19 protein-coding genes are annotated in these 18,493 nt (G+C 73.4%); all 19 read right to left on the bottom strand.

Going from position 1 to position 18,493, the window contains the following annotated elements:
- Positions 1-126 precede the first annotated feature (126 nt).
- The gene (flhA, locus tag ACFQ2D_RS11145) at positions 127-2,202 is read right to left on the bottom strand and encodes a flagellar biosynthesis protein FlhA (RefSeq protein ID WP_280940677.1); all 2,076 of its coding nucleotides are present in this window, start codon (positions 2,200-2,202) and stop codon (positions 127-129) included.
- Positions 2,199-3,353, bottom strand: coding sequence for a flagellar biosynthesis protein FlhB (flhB, locus tag ACFQ2D_RS11140; RefSeq protein WP_280940678.1), 1,155 nt, complete (start codon positions 3,351-3,353; stop codon positions 2,199-2,201). The genes flhA and flhB overlap by 4 nt, the downstream gene beginning before the upstream one ends.
- Before the next feature lie 4 nt (positions 3,354-3,357).
- Complete coding sequence (fliR, locus tag ACFQ2D_RS11135; protein ID WP_386795647.1) at positions 3,358-4,146, bottom strand: flagellar biosynthetic protein FliR; 789 nt, start codon at positions 4,144-4,146, stop codon at positions 3,358-3,360.
- A gap of 6 nt (positions 4,147-4,152) precedes the next feature.
- On the bottom strand, positions 4,153-4,422 hold the full coding sequence (locus ACFQ2D_RS11130; protein WP_280940679.1) for a flagellar biosynthetic protein FliQ: 270 nt from the start codon (positions 4,420-4,422) through the stop codon (positions 4,153-4,155).
- Between the two features lie 10 nt (positions 4,423-4,432).
- Entirely contained in the window at positions 4,433-5,266 is an 834-nt protein-coding gene (fliP, locus tag ACFQ2D_RS11125; protein WP_280940680.1) for a flagellar type III secretion system pore protein FliP, read from the bottom strand.
- On the bottom strand, positions 5,263-5,637 hold the full coding sequence (gene fliO / locus ACFQ2D_RS11120; RefSeq protein WP_280940685.1) for a flagellar biosynthetic protein FliO: 375 nt from the start codon (positions 5,635-5,637) through the stop codon (positions 5,263-5,265). Before fliO ends, fliP begins: the two co-directional genes overlap by 4 nt.
- A 200-nt stretch (positions 5,638-5,837) precedes the next feature.
- Entirely contained in the window at positions 5,838-6,173 is a 336-nt protein-coding gene (fliN, locus tag ACFQ2D_RS11115) for a flagellar motor switch protein FliN (protein ID WP_280940681.1), read from the bottom strand.
- Positions 6,170-7,174 carry a flagellar motor switch protein FliM gene (gene fliM / locus ACFQ2D_RS11110; protein WP_280940682.1) on the bottom strand — a complete coding sequence of 335 codons (1,005 nt, stop codon included), beginning with the start codon at positions 7,172-7,174 and terminating at the stop codon, positions 6,170-6,172. The genes fliN and fliM overlap by 4 nt, the downstream gene beginning before the upstream one ends.
- On the bottom strand, positions 7,174-7,614 hold the full coding sequence (locus tag ACFQ2D_RS11105) for a flagellar basal body-associated FliL family protein (protein ID WP_280940683.1): 441 nt from the start codon (positions 7,612-7,614) through the stop codon (positions 7,174-7,176). Before ACFQ2D_RS11105 ends, fliM begins: the two co-directional genes overlap by 1 nt.
- A gap of 795 nt (positions 7,615-8,409) precedes the next feature.
- Positions 8,410-9,498 (bottom strand): flagellar hook-length control protein FliK, encoded by a 1,089-nt coding sequence (locus ACFQ2D_RS11100; RefSeq protein WP_386795646.1) that lies wholly within the window; start codon positions 9,496-9,498, stop codon positions 8,410-8,412.
- 20 nt (positions 9,499-9,518) lie between these two features.
- Positions 9,519-9,974 (bottom strand): flagellar export protein FliJ, encoded by a 456-nt coding sequence (gene fliJ, locus ACFQ2D_RS11095; RefSeq protein WP_280941281.1) that lies wholly within the window; start codon positions 9,972-9,974, stop codon positions 9,519-9,521.
- Positions 9,975-9,979: 5 nt separating this feature from the next.
- Complete coding sequence (gene fliI, locus ACFQ2D_RS11090; RefSeq protein WP_280941282.1) at positions 9,980-11,383, bottom strand: flagellar protein export ATPase FliI; 1,404 nt, start codon at positions 11,381-11,383, stop codon at positions 9,980-9,982.
- On the bottom strand, positions 11,380-12,015 hold the full coding sequence (locus tag ACFQ2D_RS11085) for a FliH/SctL family protein (RefSeq protein ID WP_386795664.1): 636 nt from the start codon (positions 12,013-12,015) through the stop codon (positions 11,380-11,382). The genes fliI and ACFQ2D_RS11085 overlap by 4 nt, the downstream gene beginning before the upstream one ends.
- Before the next feature lie 14 nt (positions 12,016-12,029).
- Positions 12,030-13,016: a flagellar motor switch protein FliG gene (fliG, locus tag ACFQ2D_RS11080; protein ID WP_280941530.1), complete on the bottom strand. Its 987-nt coding sequence runs from the start codon at positions 13,014-13,016 to the stop codon at positions 12,030-12,032.
- 13 nt (positions 13,017-13,029) lie between these two features.
- A complete protein-coding gene (gene fliF, locus ACFQ2D_RS11075; protein WP_280941283.1) occupies positions 13,030-14,667 on the bottom strand; it encodes a flagellar basal-body MS-ring/collar protein FliF in 1,638 nt (545 codons plus the stop codon).
- A gap of 65 nt (positions 14,668-14,732) precedes the next feature.
- Positions 14,733-15,083, bottom strand: a complete 351-nt coding sequence (gene fliE, locus ACFQ2D_RS11070; protein ID WP_280941284.1) for a flagellar hook-basal body complex protein FliE — start codon at positions 15,081-15,083, stop codon at positions 14,733-14,735.
- A 57-nt stretch (positions 15,084-15,140) separates the two neighbouring features.
- Positions 15,141-16,604 (bottom strand): sigma-54 dependent transcriptional regulator, encoded by a 1,464-nt coding sequence (locus ACFQ2D_RS11065; protein ID WP_280941285.1) that lies wholly within the window; start codon positions 16,602-16,604, stop codon positions 15,141-15,143.
- Positions 16,601-16,999 (bottom strand): response regulator, encoded by a 399-nt coding sequence (locus ACFQ2D_RS11060; protein WP_280941286.1) that lies wholly within the window; start codon positions 16,997-16,999, stop codon positions 16,601-16,603. The genes ACFQ2D_RS11065 and ACFQ2D_RS11060 overlap by 4 nt, the downstream gene beginning before the upstream one ends.
- Positions 16,999-18,393 carry an RNA polymerase factor sigma-54 gene (gene rpoN, locus ACFQ2D_RS11055; RefSeq protein ID WP_280941287.1) on the bottom strand — a complete coding sequence of 465 codons (1,395 nt, stop codon included), beginning with the start codon at positions 18,391-18,393 and terminating at the stop codon, positions 16,999-17,001. Before rpoN ends, ACFQ2D_RS11060 begins: the two co-directional genes overlap by 1 nt.
- Positions 18,394-18,493: the final 100 nt, after the last annotated feature.

Raw genomic sequence — 18,493 nt, 5'->3', positions numbered from 1 at the left:
GTCATTCCGCGCGCTGCGCGCGCGCCCCCATCCCGGCCTTCCCCCGCAAGCGGGGGAAGGAAGCGAGGCGAAGGTCTATCGCCGGTGGCGCTGGCCGCCGCCGTCCTCAGCCGACCTCAGCCGACCTCAGCCAACCGAGCCCACCAGCCGCAGGCGCTTGTCTTCCGGCACCTCTGCGTAGGCCAATACCGCCAGCGAAGGCACGCTGTGGCGCACCAGCCTGGCGACCGCCGCGCGCACGCCGCCGGGTACCAGCAGCACCGCCGGTTCGCCGCGGCTTTCCTGCCGGCTCACGCAGTCGCCCAGGTTCTGGTGCAGGCGTTCGGCCAGGCCCGGCTCCAGCGCCGCGCCCTGGCCGCTCACCGAATCCTGCAGCACCCGCTCCAGTGCCGGCGCCAGCGTGTAGACCGGCAGCTCCGGGGCCATGCCGTTGAGCTCCTGCACGATGAAGCGGCCCAGCGCCACGCGCACCGCGGCGGTCAGCGCGGCCGGGTCCTGGGTATGGGCGCCATGCTCGATCAGGGTCTCCACGATCTGCCGCATCTGCCGCACCGGCACGCGGTCGGCCAGCAGCGACTGCAGCACCTTCACCACCACCGACAGCGGCAGCAGCTTGGGCACCAGGTCCTCGACCAGCTTGGGCACGCTGCGGCCGAGCGCCGCCAGCAGGTTCTGCACCTCGTCGTGGCCAAGCAGCTCCGAGGCGCGCTCGCGCACCACGTGCGAGAGGTGGGTGGCCGCCACCGTGGAGGCGTCGACCACGGTGTAGCCCAGCGATTCGGCATGGGCCCGCTGGCTGGGCACGATCCACACTGCGTCCAGTCCGAAGGCCGGATCCTTGCCGGGAATGCCGTCGAGCGGTCCGAACACCCGGCCCGGGTCCAGCGCCAGCTCGCGGTCGGGCACCAGTTCGCCGGTGGCCACCGGCACGCCATGCACCAGCAGGCGGTACTGGCCCGGCGCCAGCTCGAGGTTGTCGCGCACGTGCACGGCCGGGATCAGGAAGCCCAGGTCCTGGGTGAGCTTGCGGCGCACGCCCTTCAGCCGCGCCAGCAGCTGCCCGCCCTGGGCCTGGTCGACCAGCGGGATCAGGCGGTAGCCCACCTCCAGCGCCAGCGGCTCGACCGGGCGGATCTCGTCCCAGCTCAGCTCGGCCATGGGGCCTGGCGCCGCGCCCGCGCCCGCGGCGCCGGCGGCCTCCGATTCCTCTGCGGCGGGCGGCGCCTTGCGCAGTTTCCATGCGGCATAGCCCAGGATCGCGGCCAGCAGCAGGAACGGCAGGTTGGGCATGCCCGGCACGATGCCGATCAGGCCCATCAGCGCCGCCGCCACGGTGAGCGCGCGCTGGTGGCCGAAGACCTGCTTCGACACGGTCTCGCCCATCTCCTGCTCGCCGGTGGAGCGGGTGACCAGCATCGCGGTGGCGACCGCGATCAGCAGCGCCGGCAGCTGCGCCACCAGGCCGTCGCCGATGGCCAGGGTGGTGTAGGTCTGCGCCGCCTCGGCGAAGGACATGCCGTGCGACATCAGCCCGATCAGGATGCCGCCGACCAGGTTGATCACCAGGATCAGGATGCCGGCGATGGCGTCGCCGCGGACGAATTTGCTGGCGCCGTCCATCGAGCCGTAGAAGTCGGCCTCCTCGCGCACTTCCTGGCGGCGGGCCTTGGCGTCCTCGCGGGTGAGCAGGCCGGCGTTGAGGTCGGCGTCGATCGCCATCTGCTTGCCGGGCAGGGCGTCGAGGATGAAGCGCGCCGACACCTCGGAGATGCGGCCCGCGCCCTTGGTGACCACCACGAAGTTGACGATGGTCAGGATCGCGAACACCACGATGCCGACCGCATAGCTGCCGCCGATCACGAACTCGGCGAAGGATTCGATCACGTGGCCGGCCGCGGCGCTGCCCTCGTGCCCGTGCAGCAGCACCACGCGGGTCGAGGCGACGTTGAGCGCCAGGCGCAGCAGGGTGACCAGCAGCAGCACGCTGGGGAAGATCGAGAACTCCAGCGGCCGGCGCACGTACACCACCGCCAGCATCACCACCAGCGACAGCGCGATGTTGATGGTGAACAGCGCGTCGAGCACGATCGGCGCCAGCGGCACGATCACCATCGCCAGCAGCGCCAGCACCACCACCGGCGCGGCGGCGCCGCTGCGCAGGCTGGAGACGATCGCCGAACCGCGGCCGGGCAGCGCGCTCATCGTGCCGGACTTCCGTCGCCGTCGACCGGATCGGGCGCGCCGTCGGCGCCCACGTCGACCTCGGCCATCTCCGGCATCGGGCCACGGCCGGGGATCCAGGCGCGCAGCTGGTAGACGTAGGACAGCACCTGGGCGACGGCCGCGTACAGTTTCACCGGGATTTCCTGGTCGAGCTGCGACTGCCTATACAAGGCGCGTGCCAGCGGCGGCGCCTCGACCACCGCCACCCGGTGCTGCTCGGCCAGGGCGCGGATCGCCAGCGCCAGCTCGTCCACGCCCTTGGCGACCACGGTGGGCGCGCGCATGCCGGGCCCGTACTTCAGCGCCACGGCGTAGTGGGTGGGGTTCATCACCACCACGTCGGCCGCCGGCACCGCGTCCATCATCCGCCGCTGCGACATCTGCCGCGCGACCTGCCGCACGCGCGCCTTGACCTCCGGGTTGCCCTCCATTTCCTTGGCCTCGTCGCGCAGCTCCTGCTTGGTCATCTTCAGCTTGCTGCGGTGCTGGTGGTGCTGCCAGGGCACGTCGATCGCGGCCAGCAGCGCCAGCGCGCCGACCATCGCCAGCAGCGCGGTCAGGGCCAGGTCCACGCCGCCGGCCACCGAGGCCTCCAGCGAGGCCTGCGGCATGGCCAGCAGGGCCGAGAACGCGCGCCATACCACCCAGCCGCCGATGCCGCCGATCAGGGCCACGCGCAGCAGCGAGCGCAGCAGCTCGGCCAGGCTCTCGGCGCTGTACAGGCGCGCCAGGCCCTTGCCCGGGTTGAGCCGGGCGAAGTCAGGCGCCAGCGCCTTGCCGGCGAAGCGCAGTCCGCCCATCGCCGCCGGCGCGATCGCGCAGGCCACCAGTGCGGTGAGGATCAGCGGCAGCAGCGGGAGCATCAGCTCCAGCAGCAGCCTGCCCGCATGCGGCAGCAGCAGTTCCGGGGAGTCGAGCAGGGTGCGGTCGAAGCTCAGCGCCTGCCGCAGCCAGTCGCGCGAGGCCGCGCCGACGTTGCCGCCGGTGGCCTTGAGCGCGATCACCGCGCAGCCCAGCACGGCGACATTGCCCAGTTCGCGCGAGCGCGGCACCTGGCCCTTCTCGCGGGCCTCGCGCAGCCGTTTTTCGCTTGGCTGTTCTGTGCGGTCTTCCTTCGAGGTCTCGCTCATCGGCTCACCCGGTCAGTGCGCGCGCGGCGGCGAAGGCGTCCTCGAACAGCCGCCCGACCGGCGCGGACAGCTCGCGCATCAGCAGCATCAGCAGGGTCAGGCCGACCAGCAGCGAGGTCGGCAGGCCGATCTGGATCGGGTTGAGCTGGGAAGCGGCGCGCGCCAGCACGCCGAAGGCGATGTTGACCGCCAGCAGCGCCATCATCACCGGCAGCGCCAGCAGCGCGCCGGCGCGCAGGCAGGCGGCGAAGAACATCGGCACCGCCGACAGCAGCGCGGGCAGGTCGGGCAGCGACGCGCCCACCGGCAGGCCGCCGTAGCTGTCGGCCAGCAGCGAGACCAGGGCCAGGTGGCCGTCGGTCACGAAGAACAGCAGGGCGAAGGCGATGTAGAACCACTGCGACAGCACCGGCGAGGGCGCGCCGTTCAGCGGATCGGCCATGGTCGCGAACGACAGGCCCATGCCCTGGCTGACCAGTTCGCCGGCCAGGCGCCCGGCCTCGAAGGCCAGCCGCAGCATCATCCCGATCGCCACGCCGACGCTGAACTCGCGCAGCACCGCCAGCGCGGTGGCCGCGTCCACGCCCATGGGCGGCGGTGCGGGCAGCACGCTCGACAGCGCCGCCGACAGCGCGATGGTCACGATCAGCCGCGCCCGCACCGGGATCCCGCGGCCGCCGATCACCGGCAGCACCTGCAGCGCCGCGCCGATGCGCAGCGCGTACCACAGCACCGTGGCCAGCATGCCGAACAGGTCGACGCCGGCGAGCGCTGCGAGCGAGACGGTTTCCACCGCGGTTTACCCGATCAGGTGGGGAATGCGGTGGAACAGGTCGGCGGTGAAGGCGACCAGGCGGCCGAGCAGGAAATGCCCGGTCGCCGCCATCACCACCACCAGGCCGACCACCTTGACCACGAACGGGATGGTCGGCTCGTTGATCTGGGTGGCCGCCTGCAGCACGCCGACGGCCACGCCCACCACCAGCACCGCGACCAGCGCCGGGCCGCCGAGGGTGAGCGCCATCTGCAGGCCGCGGGAAATCTCCTCGAGCGCGGTTTCCGGAGTCATCGCGGCGCCCTCAGACGGGATTGAAGCTGGCGGCCAGCGAGCCGACCACCAGCACCCAGCCGTCCACCAGCACGAACAGCAGGATCTTGAACGGCGCCGAGATCAGCATCGGCGAGAGCATCATCATGCCCATCGACATCAGCACGCTGGCCACCACCAGGTCGATGATCACGAACGGGATGTAGACCAGGAACGCGATCTCGAACGCGGTCTTGAGCTCGCTGGTGAGGAACGAGGCGGCCAGCACGCCGAAGGGCACGTCCTGCGGCGTGGCGTAGGGCCCGGTCTGCGACAGGCCGGCGAAGGTCATCAGGTCGGTCTCGCGCACCTGCGCCAGCATGAAGCCGCGGAACGGTTCGGACGCCGCCGCCCACGCCGCGCGGAACTCCATGCTGCCGTCCAGGTAGGGCGCGATGCCGGCCGCCCAGGCCTGGTCGAACACCGGCGTCATCACCATCGCGGTCAGGAACAGCGCCAGCGCCAGCAGCACCTGGTTGCTCGGCGTCTGCCCGGTGCCCAGCGCCTGGCGCAGCAGCGCCAGCACGATGATGATGCGGGTGAAGGCGGTCACGCCCAGCAGCGCCGCCGGCAGCAGGGTGATGCCGGTCATCAGCGCCAGCACCTGCAGCGGCAGGCTCACCGGCTGTCCGCCGATGTTGCCGACTTCCACGTCCGGCAGCGGCTGCGAGGGCGCGGCCGGGGCGGCCGCCGGCGCGGCGGGCGCGGCCTGGGCCAGTGCCAGCGATGGCGCCAGGGCGAAGGCCAGCAGGACGCCGAGCAGCCAGGCGGGCAGCAGGGCGCGGCGGGCGGAGAGGGCGCCACACAGGGCGCGCAGGCGGGTCATGGCTTCTTTCCGAAATGCTGTGCGAGCAGCTGTGCGAAGGCAGGGGTGGATTTCGCCGCGGCCTCGGGCAGCGGCTGCTCGAGCGTGTGCAGGGTGCGGGTGCCGCCGCTGCCGACGCCCAGCAGCAGCTGGGTCTCGCCGACCTCGACCACCACCAGCCGGTCGCGCGGGCCCAGCGCCAGCGAGCCGACGATGCGCAGCGCGGAACCGGCGCCGCCGCCGCCGGCGCCCAGGCCGGGCATGCGCCGCGCCAGCCACGACAGCAGCAGGATCAGGCCGACCACCAGCACCAGCGCGAACACCGCGCCGCCGAGGCTGCCGGCCGTGGCCGGAGACTGCGGCGCCTGCGCGGGCGTGGACGGCTGGGCGATGCCGGCTACGCGCGCGCCGGACGACGGCGCGCCCGCGGGCGCCGCGGACGCGACCGCAGCCTGGGTCGTGGCCGCCTGGCCGGTTGCGGCCGTCGCGGGCGCTGGCGCGATCGCGGCTTCCGCGGCGCCGTTCGCGGCCTGGGCCGCGGCGGGCACCGCGCCCGCCGATCCGGCGACGGCCAGCGGCAGCGACAGTGCGCTCATCGCAGCCTCTTGATCCGCTCGGAGGGGCTGACCACGTCGGTCAGGCGTACGCCGAAGCGGTCGTTGACCACGACCACCTCGCCCTGCGCGATCAGGGTGCCGTTGACGTACACGTCCAGCGGTTCGCCGGCGCCGCGCTCGAGCTCGACCACCGAGCCCTGGTTGAGCTGCAGCAGGTTGCGGATCGGGATGCGCGCGCGCCCGACTTCCAGCGACAGCGAGACCGGCACGTCGAGGATGACGTCGAGGTTGAGGTCGGGCCCGGCGCCCTGGCCGGCCTCTTCGGTGAGCGGGTCGAAGGCGGCCAGCGCCGCGGCGTCGTTGTTGTTCATGGCGTATCGCTCAGGGAATCGAGGGTGGGAACGGCCCGCGCGGCGTGCACCTGCGTGACCTTGATGGCGTTCTTGCCGTTGTGGATGCCGAACTCGCCGGTAAACACCGGCATCTGCTCCACGCGCAGCTGCACGAGGCGTGCCAGTTCGATCGGGATCACGTCGCCCACGCGCAGGCGCGAGAGCTCGCGCAGGCTGATCTGGCGCTGGGCGATCACCGAGCTCACTTCCACCTCGGCGTCCTTGAGCTGGTTGCGCATGGCGCGGGTCCAGCCTTCGTCCTTCTCGATGCGGTCGGACTGCACGCCGGCGTCGAGCTGCTCGCGGATCGGCTCGAGCATTGCGTAGGGGAAGGCCACGTGCAGCTCGCCGCCGCCGCCCTCGAGCTCGACGTGGAAGCGGCTGACCACGATGTACTCGCGCGGGCTGATGATGTTGGCGAAGTGCGGGTTGACCTCGGAGTTCATGTATTCGAACTCCACCGGCATCACCGGCGCCCAGGCGTCGACCAGGTCGGCGAAGGTCTGGCGCAGCAGCAGCTGGATCACGCGCATCTCGGTGGGCGTGAACTCGCGGCCCTCGATGCGGGTGTGGAACTTGCCGTTGCCGCCGAAGAAGTTGTCGACCACGGTGAACACCAGCCGCGGTTCGAAGGTGATGATGGCGGTGCCGCGCAGCGGCTTCATCTTCACCAGGTTGAGGTTGGTCGGCACCTGCAGCGAGTGCATGTACTCGCCGAAGCGCAGCAGGTCGATGCCGCGCACCGACAGGTCGGCCGAGCGGCGCAGCAGGTTGAACAGCCCCACGCGCCAGGTGCGGGCGAAGCGCTCGTTGATCATCTCCAGCGTCGGCAGCTTGCCGCGGACGATGCGGTCCTGGCTGGCGAAGTCGTAGGCGCGAGCCTCGCCCGGCGCCGGCGGCGGTTCGGTTTCGACCGCGCCGCTGTCGACGCCGTGCAGCAGGGCGTCGATCTCGTCCTGGGACAGCAGGTCGGCGCTCATTACTGGGTCACCAGGCTCGTGAAGATCACCGCCTCGACCTTGTCCGGCCCGCCTTCGGCCTTGAGCAGCGCGCGCACCTCGTCGCGGGCCGCGGCCTGCAGGCGCTCCTTGCCGGCGCGCTGCGCCAGCTGCCGCGACTCCTGCTGGCCGAACAGCAGCAGCAGGCGGTTGCGGATCGAGGGCAGGTGCGCCTCGACGGCGGCGAGCGTGGCGGCATCGCGGGTCACCACCTGCACGTCGGCCTGCAGGTAGCGGTTGCCTTCCGGATCGGCCAGGTTGACCACGAACGAGGGCTCGACCGGCACGTACTGGGCGGGCTGGCGGGTGGGCTTGGCCGCCGCTTCAGTGGCCTCGGCCGCGGCGGCCTGCTGCTTCTGGGACCACCACCAGACCCCGCCGCCGGCGCCGGCGCCGGCGAGCAGGACGAGGATCAGCGGCATGGCCCAGCCGCGGCGCGGTGCCTGGGCGGGCTGGAGGGCAGGGGCAGGGGCTGGCACGAACGTCGACTCCGGCGGTGGATGCCGGGGGGATGCAATCGCCGTGCCGCGGCGATGACGGGGTTTTGACGGGGCGCCGGGTTGGCCGGGTGCCGGTCGATTGACGGGTGCGAAGCGTCGGAGTCGGGGGCGGAAGGAGGGCGGTCGGTCGGCAGGGGCATGGCGGCGGGATGATCGAGGCGAATGCCGCGCGCGCGACTGGCGATCGCGCGGCGACCTGCCTGCCCCCACCCCGACCCTCCCCCGCAAGCGGGGGAGGGAGGTGCGGCCCAGCGCCGGGTGTTCGGGTCGTCCGCGCGGCGGTACCGCGCGCGATGAACACCCTTAAGCGGGGGAGGGAGCCGGGCGCAGCCGAAGCGCAGGCCTCGCCCGCGTCCCGCCCTCGCCCCGCGTCCTGTTCCTCGCCCGGGGCCCGCAAACCTGACACGCAAGCCGCAAGCTCCGAGCTCCAAGCTCCAAGCTCCAAGCCCCAAGCCCCAAGCCCCAAGCCCCAAGCCCCAAGCCCCAAGCCCCAAGCCCCAAGCGCCAAGCTCCAAGCTCCAAGCCCCAAGCTCCAAGCTCCAAGCCGCTAGCCGCAACCCGCAACCCGTTGCCCGTCGCCCGTCGCCCGTCGCCCGTCGTGCGTCGCGCCTGACGCCCTGCTCCTTCCCCCGCTCGCGGGGGAAGGCCGGGATGGGGGCTTCGCCAGAGGCGCGATCAGCGGCTCACCGCGTCGTGACCGACGGCCGTGCCGCGCCCTCAGGCGTACTCGTCCACCAGCCCGCGCGCGCGAACCGGCGCCGGACGCGGCTGCAGGTCCTCGCCGGACCCGCCGGCATCGCCGCCACGGGCGGAAGCGTTCGCGCGTGCATCGCCACCCTCGCGCCCCGCCTGGCCCTGGCCGACATTGGCGTGGCCCAGCTGCAGGCCGTGCTGGCCCAGCAGTTCGCGCAGGCGCGGCAGGCTGCCTTCGATGGCCTGGCGCACCTCCGCATGGGCGCTGTGGAATTCGGCGCGGACCTGCTCGCCGTCCAGCTCCACCCGCACCTCGATCGGCCCGATGTGTTCCGGATTGAGCCGGATCTCGGCATGCCCCAGGCGCTGTTCGGCCATCCACACCACGCGGGTGCCGAGGCCATCGTCGAAGCCGGCGCCCGGATCGGCCGGCATCTGCAGCGGCGGCAGCTGCGGTGCGGCCGCCGTCCGCGCGGGGGCCGCCGGCGCGGGCGCCGCGGCCGATTCGATCGCCGCGCCCGGCTGGGCGGCGGCCGCGTCGCGGACGCTCGCGGGCGCCTCGCTCGACGCCGCCGCGGTCGCCAGCTCGGCGGCGAACAGCGCCGCGGAACCGGCCGGAGCATCGCCCGCTGCGTCCGGGCCCGACTGCGGTGCAGGCTGGCCGACCGCGGCCGCGGCCTTGGCCAGGTCGGAGGGCAGCTGGATTCCCCGCGCCGGCCCGGCCTGCGTAACAGGCGGGCCCTGCGGCGGCGCATCCATCGCCGCGCGAGGCGCGTTCCAGCTGCCATCGAGCAGGGCGAGCAGGCTGGCGGGCGCGTCGGCGCTGGTCTCGACGCCCTCGGCCCCGGCTGCGGCAGGCGCCGGGGCCGGCGCTGGCGCGGGAGGCGGCGCGGCAAGGGGCGACTGCGTGAGCAGCTCGGCAAAGGCCGACGGCGTGGCGGTGTCGTCGCGTTCCGCGCCGGGGCGGCCCTGGGCGGTCGCAACGGTGCCGCGCCCGGCCGGGTTGCCCGCAGCGGCGACGTTCGACTGCGCCAACGGATCCGTGTCGCCAGCGCCCGCGCCCGCAGGCGGGTTCGCTGCCTGCGGCGGCACGGCGGACGGGGTCGTGGTCATGCCCGGGAGCGCCGCGCCGATCATGCGCCCTGGCCGTCCTTGGCGGCCAGCGCGGCCATGCGCGCGCGGCGGCCGCCGAGGTCGTCCATCTCGCGCTGCACGCGCTGTTCGGCGGCCTTGCTCTCCTGCGCGCGGTAGCTGTCGGCGAGCTGCTCGAGCACCTTGGTCTCGCGGCTGGCCAGCATCAGCCGCGCCCGTTCGACATCGCTGAGCTGCCGGCTCTGGTCGACGATGCCGGCCTGCTGCACCACCGCGGCGTTGAGCCGCTCGCGGAACGCCAGGCGGTTGACCAGCAGCGCCGGCGAGATCGAGGCCTCGGCCGGCGCCGCCGCGTATTCCTCGGCGTACCGGCGCAGCGCCTCCAGGCGCTGTTCCTGTTCGCCGAGCACGCGGTCGCGGTCGGCGACCTCGCGCGCCACCGCATCCTGGCGCTGCTGCATGATCTTGAGCAGCGGATCGAGCCGTTGCGAGCGCATCTGGATCAGGACTCCTGGGAAGCAGGTTGGACGGCGCCGCGGGCGGGGCCGTCGTCGAGCAGGGCGGCGAGCGCGGCGCGGCTGGATTCGACATCCGCGGCCTCGGCCACGTCCTGGCCGAGGAAGGCCTGGATCGCCGGCCAGCGCGCCACGGCCTCGTCGACCACCGGATCGCTGCCGCGCTGGTAGGCGCCGATCGCGATCAGGTCGCGCTGCGCCGAATGCGCGGCCATCAGCCGCTTGAGCTTGCGGATCCGCTCGCGCCAGGGCGCGTCGGTGATCTCCTGCATGACGCGACTGACCGAGACCTCGACGTCGATCGCCGGGTACTGGCCGGCATCGGCGATGCGGCGGGTGAGCACGATGTGGCCGTCGAGGATGGCGCGCGCGGCGTCGGCGATCGGCTCCTGCTGGTCGTCGCCCTCGGTGAGCACGGTGTAGAACGCGGTGATCGAGCCGCGGCCGTCGGCGCCGTTGCCGGCGCGTTCGACCAGCTGCGGCAGCTTGGCGAACACGCTCGGCGGATAGCCGCGGGTGGTCGGCGGCTCGCCCACCGACAGGCCGATCTCGCGCTGCGCATGGGCGAAGCGGGTCAGCGAATCCATCAGCAGCAGCACGTGCAGGCCCTGGTCGCGGTAGTACTCGGCGATGGCGGTGGCGCGCAGCGCGCCGTGCAGGCGCGCCAGCGGCGGCCGGTCGGCCGGCGTGGCGACGACGACGGCGCGGCGCAGGCCTTCCTCGCCCAGGGTGCTCTCGACGAAATCGCGCACTTCGCGGCCGCGTTCGCCGATCAGCCCCACCACGATCACGTCGGCCGCGGTGAAGCGGGTCATCATCCCCAGCAGGGTCGACTTGCCCACGCCCGAGCCTGCGAACAGGCCCACGCGCTGGCCGCGGCCGATCGGCAGCAGGGCGTTGATCGCGCGCACGCCGACGTCGAGCGAGCGGGTGATGGGTTCGCGCATCAGCGGATTGATCGCCGCGCCGGCCAGGCCGACCCACTGCTCGGCGCGGATCGGGCCGCGCCCGTCCAGCGGCACGCCGTCGCTGTCGATCACGCGGCCCAGCAGGCCCTCGCCGACCGCGACCTCGCCGCGCCGGCGCGAGGGCACCACGCGCGCGTTGGGCAGCAGGCCCTCGAGGTCGGCGGTGGGCATCAGGAAGGTGCGGTCGCCGGCGAAGCCGACGACTTCGGCATCGACCCAGCGCCCGCCGGCGGTTTCCACCTTGCAGCGCGAGCCCAGCGGCGCACTGCAGCCGGACGCCTCCAGGGTCAGGCCCACCGCGCGGCGCAGCACGCCCTCGCGCGCCAGGCCCAGCGAGGGCGGATTGGGATTGGCGGCCTGCAGGCGCGCGGCCAGGCGCAGGTTGCGCGCTTCCTGCCAGTGGGCGGCGGCGACGCTGCTCATGCGCCGCCCTCGCTCGAGGCCAGGGTGGCTTCCAGCACGGCCTGCAGGCGCGCGCCGATGGTGCCGTCGATGCGCACGCTCTCGCTGTGCAGGCGCAGCTCGCCGCGGCCCAGTGTGCCGTCGATGCCCAGGCGCACGCCGTCCAGGCCGGCCAGGTGCGGGGCCAGTACCCCGAAATCGTCGCCGTGCAGGCGCAGCTCCAGCTCGCGGGTATCGCTGCCGACGGCCTCCAGCGCCTCGCGCACCAGGTCGGCGAGCAGGGTGGGATCGATCCGGTAGGCGCGGCCGAGCAGGCTGCCGGCGATGCGCACGGCCAGGTCGGCCAGGGCATCGGCGACCTCGCCGTCCAGGCGCGCCAGCGGCCGGGTGAATCCGTCGAGCACGCCCTCGATCTGCGCCACCATGCGCCGCACTTCGGCCTGGCCCGCGGCCAGGCCCTCGGCGTGGCCGCGGGCGTAGCCTTCCTCGCGCGCGGCGCGCTCGAGCGCCTGCAGTTCCTCGACGCTGGGCAGGGCCGGCAGCGGGTCGTGCTCCGCCTCGGGTTCGGGTTCGGGTTCGGGCGCGGCCAGCACCAGGCCGGGCGCATGCCAGCGCACCACGCCCGTCGCCAGGCGCGGATCGTCGGCCGACATCGCGGCCATGGCGCTCAAATCAGCACCTCGGCCTTGGCCGCGATCTGGATGTCGCCGTTATCGGCCATGCGCCGGACCACGCCGAGGATGTCCTTCTGCGCCGCCTCGACCTCGGCCAGGCGCACCGGTCCGCGCGCCTCCATGTCCTCGAGCAGGATCTCGGCCGCGCGCTGCGACATGTTGCCGGTGATCTTCTCGCGCACGCGGGCGTCGGCGCCGCGCAGGGCCAGGGCCAGCTGCTCGCTGGAGATCTCGCGCAGCACCGCCTGCACCGCGCGGTCGTCGAGGTCGGCGAGGTTGTCGAACACGAACATCAGGTCGCGGATGCGGGTGCCGAGCTCGCTGTCGACCTCGCCGATCGCGCCCAGCAGCGCCTCGTCCTGCCCGGAGTCCATGAAGTTGAGGATGTTGGCCGCCACCTTGACCCCGCCCACCGACGAGGACTTGATGCTCTGGCTGCCGGCGAACTGGCGCGCCATCACGTCGTTGAGCTCGTTGAGCGCATGCGGCGGGATGCCGTCGAGCGTGGCCAGGCGCAGCAGCACGTCCACGCGCGCGCGCTCGGGCAGGCACTTGAGCACCTCGGCGGCCTGGTCGCCGTCCAGGTGCGCCATCACGATGGCGATGATCTGCGGATGCTCGTTGCGCACCAGCTCGGCGATCGCGCGCGGGTCCATCCACTTCAGCGTGTCTAGGCCGGTGGTGTTGCGGCCGGCCAGGATCCGGTCGATCAGGCTGCTGGCGCGCTCCTCGCCCAGCGCCTGGGTCAGCACCGCGCGCACGTAGTCGTCGGCGCCGCTGCCGATGCCGCCGGGACGGGCCAGCACCTCGATGAATTCGTCGAACACGCGCGCCACCGCGTCGCGGCCGACCTCGCCGAGCGTGGTCATCGCCACGCCGAGCTTCTGCACCTCGCGCGCGCCCATGTGCTTGAGCACCTCGGCGGCCTGCTGCTCGCCCAGCGAAAGCAGGACGATCGCCGCGCGCTGCACGCCGGTCAGGTTGGCGACGGGATCAGCCATCGGAGGCCACCATGTCGCGGACCACCTGGGCGACGCGCTTGGGGTCGGTGCTGACCGCGGTGCGCGCGATCTCGAGCTTGTCGTCGAGCTCCATCGACGCGGCCGGGGCCGGGGCCGACAGCGGCATCGCCTGCGGCTGGCCGGACAGGCTCACCGGCACGTCCTCGTCCTCTTCGGCGGGCGGCAGCAGGGTGGCGTTGGCGGCGGCCGGCGCCGCCTTGGGCGCCAGCAGCTGGCGGGTGGCCGGACGCAGGACGGTGAAGATCAGCAGCAGCACGGCCAGTCCGCCGAACACCAGGCGCGCGAACTCGCGGGCGCGCGGATGCTCCCACAGCGGCGGGCCCTCGATCGGCGTCTCCTCCAGGCCGCGCGCGAACGGCGCGTTGACCACCGAGACCACGTCGCCGCGGGCGGCGTCGAAGCCGATCGCCTGTTGCACCAGGGTCTCGATGCGGGCCAGTTCCTCGGCGCTGAGCGCGCGACCCTGCGGCGCGGCGTTGCTGCCGGCGGCCGCGGCCGTGGCCAGGTGGTCGACCAGCACCGCGGCGGTGACGCGGCGGATGCGGCCGGGCGCCTGGCGGGTATGGGTCAGGGTGCGGTCGATCTCGTAGTTGCGCACCGCGCTGCGGCTGCCCGGGCCCGGCGGCGCCGGTTCGGCGGCCGCGGCGGTGGCGTCGGGACTGTTGCTGGCGCTGCCGGGCACGCCCTGGGCGATGGCGCCGCCGCCGCTGGTGGACGACTCGGAGACCTGTTCGCTGCGCACGATCGCCGGCTGCGGGCCGTAGCGCTCGCTGGCCTCCTCGGTCTGGGCGAAGTCCATGTCCACGCTGACCTTGGCGCTGATCCGGCCCGGGCCGGTCATCGGCTCGAGCAGTTCCTCGATGCGCTGCACGTACACCGCTTCCTGGCGGCGCTGCTGCTCGAACTGCTTGGCGCCAATCGCGTCCTCGCTGTGCGGATCGGCGTTGGACAGCATGCGGCCGGTCTGGTCGACCACGGTGACGTTCTCGGCCGGCAGGCCGGGGATGCTGGAGGCGACCAGGTGCACGATCGCGTTGACCTGGCCCTGCTCGAGGGTGCTGCCGGCGCGCAGCTGCAGCACCACCGAGGCGCTGGCCGGCTCGCGCTGGCGGGTGAAGGCGCTGGGCTTGGGCAGGGCCAGGTGCACGCGCGCCTCGCGCACCGGGCGCAGGTTGGCGATGGTGCGGGCCAGCTCGATCTCCTGGGCGTGCTGGTAGCGCGCGCTCTCGATGAACTGGCTGGTGCCGAAGCCCTGGTCGCCCTGGATGCTCTCGAAGCCGTTGCCCTGCGGCGCCGGCAGGCCGGCCGCGGCCAGCGCCATGCGCGCTTCGCCGACCCGGTCGAGCGGCACCGCCAGCGCGCCGGTGGCCGGATCGAGCTTGAACGGGATGCGCGCGGCGCCCAGCAGCTCCGAGGCCTCGGCGGTGGACTTCGCGTCCAGCCCGCCCTGCACCGGCACGAAGTCCGGCTTCTGGCTCCAGAAGAACAGCCACAGCCCCACCGCGATGGCCGCGGCCAGCATCGCCAGCAGGCCCAGCTGGCGGACCGCCGGGATGCGGCCGATGTCGCGCAGGTTGGCGGTGGCGTCGGGAAGTGCGATCACGCTCATGTCGGTGCCGGAGAGTGGAACGGTGGACGGAAGGAACGGGTCGGATCAGGGAGCTGCGGTGCCGGTCAGATCGGCATGTTCATCACGTCCTGGTAGGCCTGGACCAGCCGGTTGCGCACTTCCACCGTGGCCCGGAAGGCGACCTGCGACTGCTGCATGGCCACCATCACCCGGGCCAGGTCGGCGCGCGGGTCGCCCAGCTCGAAGGCCTGCTGCAGGTCGGCCGCGCGGGCCTGGGTGGCGCTGACCTTGTCCAGGGTGTTGGACAGGGTCTCGGCGAAGCCCGGGACCTGCTGCGCCTTGCCCGCGCCACCGACGTCGATCGCGTCGGAAGGCGCGACATCGCCCCGCAGGCCGCCGGCGCGCATCTCGTGCGCGCGGATCTGCGAAAGGATGGAGGAGATGGCGTCGGTCATCGCGTCGGCTGCCGGTCGGTCTGCGCAGGCTCAGGCAAGTCCCGTGCCACGCGCGCGTCAGAAACCCGCCGCCTGGCGGTCGCCGCCGCCCTCGCGGTCGATGCCGTACTTGCGCAGCTTCTCCACCAGGGTGGTGCGGCGCAGGCCCAGCAGCGGCGCGGCATGGGCGACCACGCCGCCGGACTGCTCCAGCGCCGCGCGCAGCAGCTCCAGCTCGATCCCGGCCATGTGCCCGCGCAGGTCGATGCCCTGCGGCGGCAGGGTGGTGGTCGGCGACAGCTTGGCCGGGTCCTGCGCCGCCGCGGCGGGCGGGGCCTGGACCTGGGCCGGCTCCTGCGGCGGATCGAACACCTCGCCGGCGGCGGCCGCGGCGGCGCGGTAGCGCGCCGGCAGGTCGGCCGCGCGCACGTTGCCGCCCGGATGCAGCACCGCCAGGCGCTCGAGCAGGTTGCTCAGCTCGCGCACGTTGCCCGGCCAGGCGTAGTGGCGCAGCGCGGCGATCGCGTCGGAGGCCAGCGCCACCTGGCCGCGGCCGGCCTCGGCCAGCTGGCGGGTGATGGCGGCGACCAGGTCGGGCAGGTCCTCGCCGCGTTCGCGCAGCGCCGGCATCTCGATCGGGAACACGTTGAGGCGGTAGAACAGGTCCTCGCGGAAATCGCCGCTGGCGATGCGGTCCTCGAGGTTGCGGTGGGTGGCGGCGATCACCCGCACGTCGCACTTGATGGTGGTGGTGCCGCCGACGCGCTCGAAGCAGCGCTCCTGCAGCACGCGCAGCAGCTTGACCTGCATCGGCAGGCTCATGTCGCCGATCTCGTCGAGCAGCAGGGTGCCGCCTTCGGCCATCTCGAAGCGGCCCTTGCGCTGGGTCAGCGCGCCGGTGAACGCGCCCTTCTCGTGGCCGAACAGTTCGCTTTCCAGCAGGTCGGGCGGGATCGCGCCGCAGTTGATCGCCACGAACGGCTTGTCGTGGCGCGACGAACGCGCGTGCAGGGCGCGCGCGGCGACCTCCTTGCCGGTGCCCGACTCGCCCAGGATCAGCACGGTGGTGTCGTGCGGGGCGACCTGGTCGATCATGCGGTTGAGCTGGAGCGCGGCGGCGCTGCGGCCGGTCGGGCCGACGCTCGGCACGTCGCGGCGCGCGTCCTCCTCCAGGCGCTTGAGGCTGGCGCGGCGCAGCGCCTCCTGCAGCTGGGCGCGGCGGATCGGGAAGGCCAGCGGCCACACCGACTGCGGATGCAGGCTGCCGCGCCAGGCCGCGTCGGCGGCGTGGCCGGGTAGTTCAAGCACCGGCGGGTGCAGCGACTGCTTCGCCAGCCAGGTGGCGAAGGCCTGCCAGGACGCACCGTCGCCGACGTCGCCGACCACGATCGCGACCCAGTCGCTGGCGCGCGCGCGCGCCAGGTCGATGTCCGCCGCGTCGTCGACGATGCGCGGGTTGAAGTCCATGAACTCGAGCAGGGTGGCCACGCGTTCGGCGCGGGCATCGTCGCGGTCGACGACCAGGATGCGCGACTCGCTCATGCCGAGGCCTCCGCGGCGGCGCCGTCCACGCCCGCGAAGGCTTCCAGCAGCGGCAGCACCTCGTGGATGTAGGCCAGCTTGCTGACGAAGGCGTCGGCGCCGGCGCGCAGCGCGTGCTCGCGGTGCTCGCCGTCGTCGAAGTGGCTGGCGATGACGATGTAGGGCGGGTTGTCCTGCGCCTTGATCAGGCGCGTGGCCTGCAGCCCGCCCATCTCGGGCATGGCCAGGTCCATCAGCACCACGTCCGGGCGCAGCACCTCGCACTGGGCGATGGCCTCGACGCCGTTGCCGGCGGTGCCGGCCACGGTCAGCCAGGGCAGGCGGCGGAAGTGGCGCATGGCCGCGGAAATGAAGCCGGCATGGTCGTCGACCAGCAGCACCGAGATCTGTCGCATCACACACACTCCTGTCGGGCCTGGCGCGTGGCCAGGCGCTGGCGCGCCCGCGCCGGCCCGATCGCCAGCTGGTCGCGGTACTTGGCCACGGTGCGGCGCGCGATGCGCACGCCCTGGCGGGCCAGCAGGCCGGCGATCACGTCGTCGGCCAGTGGCGCGTGGGCCGGTTCGGCGTCGATCAGGCGCTTGACCATCGCCTTGACCGCGGTGCCGGCGATCTCGGCGCCTTCCAGGCGCACGGCGAACATGCGCTTGAGCTCGAAGGTGCCGCGCGGGGTCTGGATGTACTTGCCGCTGACGATGCGCGAGATGGTGGACTCGTGCACGCCGATGGCGTCGGCCACCTCGCGCAGGGTCAGCGGCACGATCGCCTCCGGGCCCTGCGCCAGGAACGCGCTCTGGCGCTCGACCAGCACCTGCGCGGTGCGCAGCAGGGTGTCGTTGCGCATCGCCACGCCGCGCACCAGCCAGCGGGCTTCCTCCAGCAGGCCGCGCAGGGCGGTGTGCTGGCTGCCGGCCAGGGCGCGTTCGCAGTGCGCGGCGATGCGCAGCTGCGGCGCGCCGCGGCGGTTGAGGGCCACGCGCCAGGCGCCGCCGGCGTGCCGGACCACCACGTCCGGGACGATGTGCTCATGCACGTCGGCCGCGGGCGCCTGCACCGGGTGCGGACGCAGGGCCAGGATCATCGCCATGGCCGCACGTACGTCGTCGATCGGGGCGCCGGTGGCGGCGGCCAGGCGACCGGCGTCGTGCGTGGCCAGCAGGTCGAGGTGGCCGGCGACGATGCGCCGGGCCAGGTCGCGGGTGGCGTCCGCCGGCAGGGCGCGCAGCTGCGCGGCCAGGCATTCGGCCGGATCGGCGGCGGCCATGCCCGGCCAGTCGCCGTGCAGCAGCCGCTGGCGGAGCATGCCGACGTCGTCGGCGCGGGCAGGGAAGGCGTCGCGGGCGGCGTCGAGCAGGACGTCGAGGGGCTGTTCGAGATAGCCGCGGTCGTCGCACTGGTCCAGCCACCAGGCGGCGACCGGCAGGTCGCGCGCATCCCAGTGCAGGGCCAGCAGCCTGAGCAGGCGCAGGCGCGGATCGCTGGATTCGCCGTCGGCGATGCGCAGCATGCCGTCCTCGTCGCCGCCGGCGCCGGCGCTGCCGCCGGACAGGAAGGCCGGATCGGGCAGTTCGTCCCAGGCGGCGGCGTCGAGCGCGGCCGCTTCGGCGGCGGTGTCCTCGGCGGCCTCGTCCTCGGGCTCTTCCTGCTCCAGCAGCGGGTTGCGCTCCAGGGCTTGGCGCAGCTCCAGCTCCAGCTGCGGGGCGGTGAGCTGCAGCAGCCGGATCGACTGCAGCAGCTGCGGCGTCAGGTTGACGCCCTGGCTCATCCCGACGCGCAAGTTGGCTTTCATCGTCGACTCCCCGTGCGCCGGCATGCCGCCGGCGATGGGGGCCATCGTGATCGCCGCGTGACGGAAGCCGAATCAGGGCGAACCCGGCTCCGGATCAGGG

The organism is Luteimonas composti (assembly GCF_042678665.1).
In the GTDB taxonomy this organism is placed as follows: domain Bacteria; phylum Pseudomonadota; class Gammaproteobacteria; order Xanthomonadales; family Xanthomonadaceae; genus Luteimonas; species Luteimonas composti.
Note: the sequence above shows the minus strand (reverse complement) of the source record. Positions and strands in the feature narration are given on the sequence as shown.